Genomic DNA, 11887 nt, shown 5'->3' on the forward strand with positions numbered 1-11887 from the left:
ATAAAGTTATTCTATTCAAAAATAAATAATATTTTAAAATTTCAAATATAATTTAATATAACTATATAAAATTAATGTACAGCCGTTTTAGAAATTCTAAATGAGCTACTCTAAGAAATTATAACTAAACATTCTACATCTTGAGATATTTCGATTGATATCATTCATAATAAGCAAAAATCTCGTCACCAATAGCCTCTACCAGTTCGGGCTCTACGCCATCCATCTTCCATCCGCTTTTTGCACATCGAATGATGCCCCAAGCTTCGTCATTCAGTTCCACATCTAACTGATAGCAAATATCCTCATCGCAAGTTTCCGGTACTGGAGTTCCCGAACCTTTATATTTTTTACCGCCATATTCAAACTCAAGCGGAACAGGTTCTTTCTCAAGTTGCTCAATCATTTCTTTTAAGAATGCGATCAGGTGTTTGCGTTGTGTAGTGCCGCTCAGGCTCCATTTATCTTTATCGGCCCGTTTATGCGCCAGCTTAAACTTAAGACCATGCATTTCTGTAGAATAGTCATTGGCATTTAATTTCCTTACATTCTGATGCGAAAGGATATACCAATGGTATTCTGTACCTACAGGAACACCGCTACCCTCAGGAGCATGTCCTTTGCGACGTTTGGTAACCGCATAGTTAATCTCCCACAGATCGGGTGTAATTTTAGTTTCTTTCCAGTCGCCCTGGTCGTAATCCCAATGATGGCTTCTGCCAATCTGCATGCCGGTGTATTGCCGGCCTTCGAACTTTTTAAAAGTGTTATAACTTGCAGACAAATCCTTTTTTGTTGTGTCGCTTTTTTTTGCCTTGGAAGGTTTGCTTTCGTTTTTATTGCCGGTTCTTTTTCCTGAAGTTGCCATGGTATTATCGACTAATATTTGCATAAACAATTAAATTATATGTCGGGTTTTCTGATGTCCAATTACTTTTTCTTTTTAGGTTCGCGACCGAATACTTTGCGTAATTCCTCTTTTGCATTTTCCAACACTTCTTTTTGTTTAGATTCCAGATTCTTTCCTGCCCGGTTGATATAAAAAGTTAGCATGGACATGGCCGAGCGGTAAGGATTGGATTTTCTTCTGTTACTTTCTTCTGCCGATTTTTTCAATGAGACTGCAATTTCTTTGAACTTTTTGATTCAAATATATTTTCTTCCAGAACCAGCGCATCACTATTTTCAGTCACTTCAGCAGACCATCTTTTTGTCTGGTTCTTATGCTCTTTTGTTTTCATAGTTATTATGCTAATTACTGATATAATTCCTTGGATTAAGAATTTGTTTTATCACATTTTTTTAAGTTGATAATTATTTGGTTTTTGCGTATAAATACTTGAATTATAGATTTATACCTGAAATTTAAATCATGCAAACCGCCCGCGTATTTTACGTGTTGAGGTAATAAATCTATTGTCGGATAAAATTGAAAACCTATGAAAAAGTTAATGATGATGGTAGTGTTGATTGTTTTCTGCTTTTCAGCATCGGCTGCAGGAATACCGCAACAGGATCCTGCCAGACAGGACACTACAAAAGGGCCTGTGAAGAAAAAAACCGGAAGTAAAAAGCCAATGAAAAAAGATTGGCCAAAAAAAGACACGACCGATAACAAAAGAGACACTATAACAAGGAGATAATACTTAAGTATTTCTGAATGTTGTTACAATGGTGGGCAATGGCGATATCTTGTGGATTTTTGTTTTTGTAAGCTGTACCTCACAGTACTGATTAAAAGATATTTACCAAAATGATACATTGCCCATCGTTAACGGTATGGTAATTCTATTGGCAAAAGCATTTAATAGTGTTTAATATTGAAGGCTTACCATAATCTCTTTCAGGTTGACGAGTTGATACTGTAAAGAGTCTGATTAAAAAGACTGCTTTGTTAGCTTGAGCTGATCTTATATAGCCTTAAAGCTATTTGAAGATTCATGTTTATGGTAAAGACACTTCGATAAACTAAGAACGGTTTATAAAATCTAAAATTATTATGACGCAGCACAGTAATTCAAAAAGTAAGGCGCCAAAGGGCAAACCTTCGGACAGCCAGCGCGGAGGTGATGGATTGAAAGATGTCACCTTAAATGAGGAAACAAATGAAACGCTCGAAAATAGATATCTGGACAATGAAGGGCAGCCCGATGATGTTATCAATTTAAGACATGCAAACCGAAATGTTAATAAAGGGCGGGAAGATCAAGGGGAGAACACCAATTCTATATAAGGCACAAAGACGGTAACCTCACAATTTAAGCGGTTAATTGATTTTAAAGCATAGTAAATCGTATACTTTTTAAAGTAGGGTAAAATTAATAATACACCGGGTGGAGAGAAAATAATCATTCTGCTGCCTGTAAAATGTTTTGTATGTTAAATAATAAATACGCCCTGATAACAGGTGCAACCAGTGGAATAGGTTATGAATTGGCCAAACTTTTTGCACAAGACGGCTATAATCTGGTTATAGTATCGCGAAATAAGCAAGAAATAGAGCAGAGGGCATCAGAGTTCAGGCAATTTGGCATAGATGTAATTGCTATTCAGAAAGATTTATTTGAAACTAAAAATGCTTTTGAACTTTATGAAGAAATTAGAAATAAAGGAATAAGCATAGATGTGCTGGTAAATAATGCTGCGCAAGGTTTGTTTGGAGAATTTAAGGATACCGATATCAATCGGGAATTGGCTATTATTAACTTGAATATAGCTTCTCTTGTTATTTTGACAAAATGCTTTTTGAAAGAAATGGTTGCCAAGAACAATGATAAAATATTAAACCTGGCATCTATTGCCAGTAAAATTCCTGGTCCATGGCAGGCAGTTTATCATGGAACAAAAGCGTTTGTATTGTCTTTTACCGAAGCTATACGGGAAGAAACAAAGGGCTATAATATTGCTATTACGGCGCTTATGCCGGGAGTAACAGATACCGATTTTTTTAATAAAGCTGGTATGACAGAAAGTAGAATTGTGCAGGATAAGGATGCTATGTCTAATCCGGCGGAAGTAGCTAAAGATGGTTTTGAAGCACTGATGGGGAATAAAGATAAAGTAGTTTCTGGCCTTAAGAATAAATTACAGGTGGGTATGGGGAATATTACCCCGGATGATAAGCTCGCAGGTATGATGGCAGAGCAACAAAAGCCTGTTGATAAAAAATAGTGTATCCGGTAGATATTTTAAATTACATTATATGGAAAATAAGCAAATTTTTAGTGGAAGAGGATTGTATTCCAGACGAAAATTTGTAGCTCATGTTTCTTATATCGGAATAGGAGGGCTTACATTTTCAGGTCTGTCTGCATTTGCATCATGCGGATTACCAAATAATCAACAAGCAGAAGCTCAGTCCGCCGAACAGAAAGCGAAAAAAAAGTTGGGTATAGCACTGGTTGGTCTTGGAGGTTATAGCAGTGGCCAGCTTGCGCCTGCTTTGCAGGAAACTCAGCATTGTTACCTCGCCGGCATTGTTACAGGTACACCAGATAAAGTTGACAAGTGGAAAAAGAAGTATGATATTCCCGAAAAGAATGTATACAGCTACGAAAACTTCGATTCCATTAAAGATAATCCAAATATCGATATTGTATATGTTGTTCTTCCGAATGCGATGCATGCCGAATATACTATAAGAGCTGCAAAAGCGGGCAAACATGTGATTTGTGAGAAACCAATGGCCATTACAGTGGACGATTGTGATAGGATGATAGCGGCTTGTAAAGAAGCCGGCAAAATGCTTTCTATTGGATACAGGCTACATTTTGAACCACATAATAAAGAAATGATGCGGTTGGGTCAGGAACATGTTTTTGGAGAAATACTAAGACTGAAAGCGGAAAATGGTATGTCCAGTGTTAAAGGATGGCGTTTGGATAAAGAACTCGCAGGAGGCGGTCCTTTAATGGACGTAGGCATTTATTGTGTACAGGGAGTGCGATATACTACCGGTATGGAGCCTATTGCGGTGAAAGCAAAAGAAGGCCCTAAAACTGATCCCGATACTTTTAAAGAAGTGGAAGAGTCTCTTACCTGGCAATTGGAATTTCCGGGTAACATTATAGCTGAGTGTAAAACCAGCTATTCAGAAGATCTGAATCTATTAAGAGCAGAAGCCCGTAACGGCTGGTTTGAACTTTCGCCGGCTTATCCTTATCGTGGGATTAAAGGAGATACCTCTAAGGGCAAGATAGATTTTGAACAGGTTAACCAACAGGCCTTGCAAATGGATGATTTTGCACTGGCTATTAAAGAGAATCGGTCTACTCCGGTTCCGGGAGAAATGGGAAGACAGGATGTAAAAATATTGCAGGCAATCTATAAGGCTATGGAAACAGGACAACGTGTGGAAATTATATAATACCAATCTCTATCCAGGTAAATAACCTACCCGGTAAATGAAAACTGATCGTCTTTCTCAAAAGTACGATTTCAGCTTTACTGTTTAAATGTCCGATATGACATTGAGATTTTCTAATATCAGATAAAAATTTATAAATGGAATTTGATATGGATCTTTTTCAAAAGACGCTTAATCCTCGGTTCAAAATGAAACCAAGGGAATCCAATCCATAAAAATATGAATCCGGAGTAAGTTGTTCAAATTATAAAGGCATATAAGGTTGCCGTGGAGACCTTTTTACAGTAAATAACCCGGCTCCTGCAATCAGAATTCCCATAATCAGGTGAGGTAAATAAACAACCTCATTAAAATTAAAAAGCCATGGGGAAACAGCCAGTACAAGACCCAGGATTACATCTACCGTGAGATGGAAAGAAATGTGCAGAAACCTCAGTACACCGCCTTCATAATCAGTAAATAAAGACATTAAAAGGATAAGGATTGCCATAGACAGTGCAGTATAAAGAGCGGGTGTTATATTAGCAAAGTTAAATAAAAAGGGAGCGGTTCCTAAGATCAGTACAGAAACATAATCCAGCACCGCATGTGTTTTTCTATTAATAAATTTCATATTCAAATGATAAAGACTTACGAAAATTAATACTGATGAGTATTTAAAATCGTAAGTCGGTAAACGGAACATCGATATTAATACCGGCGAGAGGTATCTCTGGGAGCACTGATAGTATCTGTTCGACCGGTAGACTCTCCGGAAGTATCTGCCTGATTAGGAGAGATAGAAGTGTCGTTAGGTGTATCCATTCTGTCTGTAGTATCTGAACCTGAAGAGGTACGATTAACTGAATTACAGCTTGCTATTAGCATACCTGCAAATAATAAAGCTACACTGGTTTTTACAAAGGACTTTTTCATAATTTTTACTTATTTATATTAATCTTGATTTGGAAGTGTTTAATTATCAAATTTTTAAATGATTTTATTTATTACACGGTTTAAAAGAACGCCTGTACACCGTTGTTTGTCTTATGTTACTTCATGGGCTTGCGCTCTGGTCCCGATAGGCATAAATAGGATTTCGAGAACCATTAGCCCTGATATGTTGAACTTTCCTTGATTAAAAGCCGTTTTTTCCATGTTAGATAAAAGGTTTCGTCATTAAAACATTATTTGTGATTGTACACATATATGACCAAAAAGCAATGTATAAATACGGTTTCTATATGTTCGTAATACGGTATTTTAATGTGTAAATACGGTTGATAATCAGTGTTTTAAAACGATTTTTCGCTTTTTGTTTCATACGTAAAAGTCACATGCAGATCGGGTGTTTTCCCTATCTGTTTAGCATAATTATTGCTGGAAATAAACAGGTAGCATTTGAATATTACGGGAAATTTTAATTAAATTTTTTGTGGTAGACAGCAACCAGATAAGTGATATCTTCAGATTTAACAATAAGACTTATGACAATCCCCCTAATTTTTATAGTACTATTCGTGGCTATTATGTTAATCTTCTTTTGGATGGTGAACGGTAGTCGGAATAAAGATATATAGACTTATGGTAAGTAACTTTAATCAAAATAGCGATGATTAAAAACAATGATAAAGAATGGCTTCGCAAGGGGCGTTCAAAGGATATGCCAAATAACAGGCTCTCTGACGAAGAAATTGTTGATGGGGCCCGTGAGACGGATCAACTGGGTCAAATGAAATCCACGGCTAAAGAACAGGAGAACAATATGCAAAAGAAAGCAGGTGCAAGTCCTGTTAAACATGTAGACAAGGGAGAGTAGCGAATCTTATTAAACTTATATTAAGAATAGGAAAGGCTAATTGGTATATAAGCCTTCCATTCATTGGATATCCCTCGAATAGGATGATGTCTGAGTGCTTACTTCACGTTACTTTTTTTGCTCTTTTTCCGAAAGAATACTTGCCTAAAAGAGATTATGAACGGCAACACTAAACTTTGCCTTCAATATCAATTTTTTGTAGATTCTTTGGCGGCGGGCCGCTAATTACATCTCCGTTTATATTAAACCGACCTCCATGGCAGGGACAATCCCAGCTTTTTTCTATCTGATTCCAGTTTACTATACATCCTGCATGAGTACATGTTGGATTTAATGCATGGAATTTGCCTGCATGATCTTTATAGACTGCAATTCGATGACCATTATAAATGACAATACGGCCAGTGTCGTTATCTATTTCTTTTAGCGAAGAAATGAAATCAGTAGGAAATCGGTCTGCAACAAAGTGCCAGGCGACATCTGCATTTTCTTTTATTAATTCGCTGAATTCGGCAATAGGTTTTATACGTGATGGATCATATATTTCGGCATATACATTCTTTTTACCCAAAATAGCATCACTTATAATTTGTGCAGACAGCGTACCAAAGGTCATACCGTTACCGTTAAATCCGGTTGCTACATAACAACCTTTTTCTCTACCAGGGAAAGGGCCTATGTAAGGTAATCCGTCTGCAGGTACGTAGTATTGAGACGACCATTGGTAAGCAATGGTATCGATATTAAAATATGCTTTGGCATAAGTAATTAAGTTTTTTAGCGATTCTTCCGGATCACCATGCCCCGTTTTATGATCTTCTCCTCCAATCAGTAAATATTTTTCTCCATCGATGGTATGTGTTCTGAAATAATGATAAGGTTCTTTCATATCATATATCAGCTGATCAGGATATTCTCCGTCCGATAGTGTAACGGCAATAACATAACTTCGGTACGGGGCGCATTTAAAATTAAATAAAGAAATTCTCTGCGGAATATGTGTCGCATGGACGATATTGAGTCCCTGTATTTTACCATGCGTGCTTTCGGCATAATGTAAGCCATCCTCGAATCCAGTGTCCGTTACAAACGTATTTTCTTTAATAACTCCTCCAAAATCGACAAAAGCCTTTGCAAGGCCAAAAAGGTATTTTAGTGGATGAAACTGACCTTGTTGGCTAAATTCAATTACTTCATGATATGGAATTGGTAAATTATTGTCATTGGCTTTTTGTACATCAATACCCGCTTTTTTTGATGCCTCCAATATTTTACTTAGTTGTTTGCTCTCTTTTTCATTTTCCGAAAAGAGAAGTCCATCTTTTGTCTCGTAATCACATTGTATATTAAAACGCTCAATCAGGTTTTTAATAGACTTCAGTGTGTCTTTTCCAGAATCGGCTACAAGTTTGGCTGTATCTTCGTTGAAATCTTTCTCAATGTCGGCATATGTAGAATCAAAGAAACTGTTTAAATGAGCACTTGTTCCGCCTGTAGTGCCAAATCCTAAGTTTCTGGCTTCTATGATGATACACTTTTTACCTTCCATCTGCAGGAGCAGGGCAGTGGTTATACCAGTAATACCTCCACCAATGATTAAAACATCAAAAATGATCTCCTGGTTAGGAGTTAGAATGTTTGGTGAATTCAGACTTTGCCATGGACTATTCATTTCGCCGTCGCGGGGAGAATTTGCTTTAACAGGTTTTTCCTGATTATGCTGTTTCATAGGTCATCATTTAAGATTGTGTGTAGACGTTTGATATTACTATAAATCTCCTGCCAAAAATTGATAACCGGACGAAAATATAGTGTAATTAGGATTTTTATTGTTTAAATCAGTTGTTAAATGGCACTTATAGACCATCAAAATCAATATCCGCGAACTGTGCTATATTTTGGTACAGATTTAGTAAGGATACCGCAGGGATAAACAGATGAATTTGTGCCGATCTACCTTTGAAACAACAATATCTGGAGCTCCCTGAAAATTTAGTAATGGCCAGTTTTATAATGGAAACAGAAAGCAATTCTTAACATAAATAATTTATTACCGCTGTCGGTATTGTCTGATTTATTGTAAACGCTCTTGGTTACTTTTTTCTGCGACTTTATAAAGCTTCTATTTATAGGGTGTTATGATAAGACAATTATACCTGTTTATTATAGGATTGTTTTTTGCGGCATACAATGTATCGGCTCAGGGAATAGTTATTAACCATGATGCCGTATCGCCATATACCCCAGGATCTACAATAGCTGTTTTAGTAGAGATTAGTAATACAACCTGTATACGGCCTGGTAATAAATTTGGACTGTATTTGTCTGATGCAACAGGAAGCTTTATAAATGAAACACAGATTGGCACATTTGATGGTTTTTATACCACATTTATTAATGGAGTAATTCCGGCTTCTGCAGTTGTAGGGACAGGATATAGGCTTCGGGTAAAATCGACTCTCCCCGCATTGGTAAGTAATAGTTCGGGGGCATTTGAAATTAGCTCGGGCGCAGCTGTTTCAGCAAATATTACTTCGAGTTATATAAATCCAAGCAACACCGATATTTTTGGTTTATGTTCAGGAATTAATAACCATACCTTTTATCTCAGTAATGAATCTACGGTAGGAAGCTCGGTTATCGCATCTGTTAAAAACGAGCTCAATGACAACATTGCTGCACAAATTAACTTTGATGCTCAGGTAAAACCTTTTGTTGCACAACTTGCACATTATACCATTTATGTAAGCGCAAGAATGTCCAATGGAACAATAGGAACGAAAGCCTATATGATTATTAATAATCGAACCTTAACAGCTTTTGGTACTTCTGGAAATAATACCGTTTGTCTTCCAAATGCAGTGCTGGATTTTAATGTGACCGTATCAGGGACCGATGGAATAGAGAATAATTTTCCGGGTAATATTTACCGGATAAATTGGGGTGACGGACAGGAAAATTTATATACTTTCTGCGATATTAAAAACAGCAATGGTAAAATGAGCCACGAATATACCGAGAATTCTTGTGGACGAACCATTGTATCCGGAAGCAGTAGTGTGTATAATGCTTTTGGTGTTAATATATCTACTTTTAATAGCTATTGCGGAGATGTGGGTACTCCGGTATCTACCTTTGCGAAGGTTATTAATAAACCTCAAAACGATTTTACTAACTCCGGAGCTTGTTTAAATCAGCCCGCAGTATTTACCAATACTTCTATTCCAGGACAAGATCCCAATTCTACTGCATCTGGTTGTGGCAATAATGCTGTTACCTATACCTGGTATGTAGATGGGCAAGTGGTGCCCGGTGCGATTAACAGGCCCATATCATTTCCATTGACCTATACTTTTACCACACCGGGGAAACATGTTGTAAGACTGGAATCGAGCTCAAACACCGCCTGCCCGGCAGAAGCCAAAGAAGATACGGTTTGCGTACAAGAACCTCCGCGACCATCTTTTACGATAAATGGGAATAGTACCGGTAGTACCGTTTGCGCCAATACAATTTTAAAACCAGTAAACACGTCGTTTACAGACAATACTTGCGGAACAAATACTTATAATTGGGCAGTGAGTGGAGGGAATGTTGTTTTTGAGAATAATACCGGTACAACAAGCGCAGAACCTGAAATTAAATTTGTACAACCGGGAGTTTATAAAATACGTTTAACTATTAATTCGTCTGCCTGTACTGCGGTATCCACAGAGGAATATACATTGGTGGTAAATAATATTCCGACAGTTTCTTTGTCGCCCGATCTCACCAGTTGTAATCTGTCTTCCTATAATTTTAATAATACTACTTCCGGACCAACCAGGGTAGAATTTAGCGGAACCGCAGAACCGCAATCTAATACTTATACATGGACTGTCACGGGAGGAGCTTATGCTTTTATTGGAGGTACAGGTCAAAATTCTAAATTCCCTGTCATTGATTTTACCGAATATGCCACTTATACCATTACCGTTACTCACCAAAACAATTGTGGTACAGTAAGCGCTGTGCAAAATATAACATTCGAACCGGCACCAACGGTAAATGCGGGTACTTACGACGCTATTTGTTTTACTGGCTCTGTCAATTTAAACGGTACAATTAATGGCACCGTTAACTCTTTTGAGTGGGTAGGCGGAATGGGTGTTTTTTTACCGGATAGAAATACACTAAATGCCAACTATACACCAACAGAGGCGGAACGGCAATCTGGAAGGGTGGATTTGACACTTCGGGCTACAACAAATTTGGCGTCACCATGTAACGTTGTAGAAGGCTTCACTACGATTAATATAATTGCACCCAATAGGATAACCAGTGAGGCAAGTAAAAATATATGTACAGCAAATCAGGTGGATTACATGCCAATAGCTACAGTAACGGGGAGCACTTTTAGCTGGACTGCGACCGGTTCTGCCAATGCCAGTGGCTTTAGTGCAGGAAGTGGTACTATTATTACCGATAGATTGGTAAACGATAGCAATAGTAGTTCGGCTACGGTAACCTATACTATTACACCGTTCTATGAAGGATGTACCGGTGAGCCTTTTAATTTGACGGTTATCGTGATGCCTAAACCTGCTGTGACGGTAACGGCAGAAAGTACAAGTATATGCAGTGGGCAAAAAGTGGTTATCAGATTAAGTCCTTCTATACCAAATACTACATATACCTGGATTAGCAGCGTTTCCGATCCCTTAATCAGTGGTAATTCGGAAACTTCAATAGCATTGTCAATTACACAGATAGAAGATATTTTATTTAATAAATCTGCAACAGCAGGAACGGTTACTTATCAGATTACGCCAATATCTAGTGATGGATGTGCCGGAGATACGGAAAGCATAAGTATTACAGTAAAAGCTGGTGCACCTAATACAATTTCTACCAATCAAACTATTTGTGAAGGGACAGCACCAGTTGCTTTAACTGGTAATATTCCAACAGGAGGAGATGGGCCTTATACTTACCAATGGCAATTGAGTACAGATAATGGCGTCTCATGGGCAAATATTATGGGAGCTGAATCTGAAGGATATTCACCCCCGGTTTTAAATGTTACCATAGTATATCGCCGGGTAGTAAATAGTTTTTCGTGTCCGGGAAGTGTACCTAATTACAGCAATGAGATAACTATTACGGTAAGTCCTGATGCAGAAGCAGCGTTTAATTTTCTGGCTGATAAGGGATGTGCTCCATTTCTTCTGGACAACAACAATATAAAGGCTGTTAGTTATCCGGATCGTAATGGCAACTATATCTGGTATGTTGATGACATTCAGATCGGCACAGGCATAAATTTTCCTGGCTATACAATTAATGAGGGAGATGATACGGTTACAGTTAAATTAGTGGTTACAAGTAGTCTGGGGTGTAAACAGGCAGAAATGAGTCATGATTTTATTACACAAAAAACTTTATTGAGTGCTTTTACACAAGATAAGACAGAGGGATGTGGTCCGTTAGACGTTAACTTTACAAATACGTCATCACCTATGCTCAATACCACTTTTTTTTGGGATTTCGGGAATGGGCAGACTTCTGCTCAAATACAGCCCGGCACAATTACATTTTTACCGGATCCGGGAGGCAAAGATAAATTATATACTGTAACATTAACGGCTAGTTCGGCTTGCAGCCCTGCGGTAGTTTATACTTCTACCGTATTAGTAAGAGCAAAGCCATTATCTGTATTCTCGCCAGATAGAACTATTAGTTGT

General features: G+C 37.7%; 11 protein-coding genes. 6 read left to right on the plus strand and 5 right to left on the minus strand.

Annotated features, from left to right (window positions below; translation table 11 throughout):
- Positions 1 to 160: 160 nt before the first annotated feature.
- Positions 161 to 892 (minus strand): hypothetical protein, encoded by a 732-nt coding sequence (locus ABWO41_RS09540; RefSeq protein WP_353137018.1) that lies wholly within the window; start codon positions 890 to 892, stop codon positions 161 to 163.
- A gap of 38 nt (positions 893 to 930) precedes the next feature.
- Positions 931 to 1146, minus strand: coding sequence for a DUF3175 domain-containing protein (locus ABWO41_RS09545; protein ID WP_502945643.1), 216 nt, complete (start codon positions 1144 to 1146; stop codon positions 931 to 933).
- Between the two features lie 293 nt (positions 1147 to 1439).
- On the opposite strand from ABWO41_RS09545, the gene ABWO41_RS09550 reads away from it, so the two are divergent.
- The 4 genes from ABWO41_RS09550 to ABWO41_RS09565 all read left to right on the plus strand — a co-directional run bounded on the left by ABWO41_RS09550 (position 1440) and on the right by ABWO41_RS09565 (position 4366).
- Positions 1440 to 1643, plus strand: coding sequence for a hypothetical protein (locus tag ABWO41_RS09550; RefSeq protein ID WP_353137024.1), 204 nt, complete (start codon positions 1440 to 1442; stop codon positions 1641 to 1643).
- Between the two features lie 356 nt (positions 1644 to 1999).
- Positions 2000 to 2233, plus strand: coding sequence for a hypothetical protein (locus ABWO41_RS09555; RefSeq protein ID WP_353137027.1), 234 nt, complete (start codon positions 2000 to 2002; stop codon positions 2231 to 2233).
- 143 nt (positions 2234 to 2376) lie between these two features.
- Positions 2377 to 3171: an SDR family NAD(P)-dependent oxidoreductase gene (locus tag ABWO41_RS09560; RefSeq protein ID WP_353137030.1), complete on the plus strand. Its 795-nt coding sequence runs from the start codon at positions 2377 to 2379 to the stop codon at positions 3169 to 3171.
- Between the two features lie 31 nt (positions 3172 to 3202).
- On the plus strand, positions 3203 to 4366 hold the full coding sequence (locus ABWO41_RS09565; protein WP_353137033.1) for a Gfo/Idh/MocA family protein: 1164 nt from the start codon (positions 3203 to 3205) through the stop codon (positions 4364 to 4366).
- Positions 4367 to 4610: 244 nt separating this feature from the next.
- Here ABWO41_RS09565 and ABWO41_RS09570 read toward each other — a convergent pair whose 3' ends face one another.
- Entirely contained in the window at positions 4611 to 4979 is a 369-nt protein-coding gene (locus tag ABWO41_RS09570) for an SPW repeat domain-containing protein (RefSeq protein ID WP_353137036.1), read from the minus strand.
- A gap of 77 nt (positions 4980 to 5056) precedes the next feature.
- The gene (locus ABWO41_RS09575) at positions 5057 to 5281 is read right to left on the minus strand and encodes a hypothetical protein (RefSeq protein ID WP_353137039.1); all 225 of its coding nucleotides are present in this window, start codon (positions 5279 to 5281) and stop codon (positions 5057 to 5059) included.
- Between the two features lie 727 nt (positions 5282 to 6008).
- Between ABWO41_RS09575 and ABWO41_RS09580 the strand changes: the two genes are divergently transcribed.
- Positions 6009 to 6164: a hypothetical protein gene (locus tag ABWO41_RS09580; protein WP_353137042.1), complete on the plus strand. Its 156-nt coding sequence runs from the start codon at positions 6009 to 6011 to the stop codon at positions 6162 to 6164.
- A gap of 169 nt (positions 6165 to 6333) precedes the next feature.
- Here ABWO41_RS09580 and ABWO41_RS09585 read toward each other — a convergent pair whose 3' ends face one another.
- Complete coding sequence (locus ABWO41_RS09585; protein ID WP_353137045.1) at positions 6334 to 7893, minus strand: FAD-dependent oxidoreductase; 1560 nt, start codon at positions 7891 to 7893, stop codon at positions 6334 to 6336.
- Positions 7894 to 8302: 409 nt separating this feature from the next.
- Between ABWO41_RS09585 and ABWO41_RS09590 the strand changes: the two genes are divergently transcribed.
- The coding region (locus ABWO41_RS09590; RefSeq protein WP_353137048.1) for a PKD-like domain-containing protein at positions 8303 to 11887 on the plus strand (3585 nt) is incomplete at its 3' end.

This window comes from Pseudopedobacter sp., assembly GCF_040392825.1.
Lineage (GTDB): Bacteria > Bacteroidota > Bacteroidia > Sphingobacteriales > Sphingobacteriaceae > Pseudopedobacter.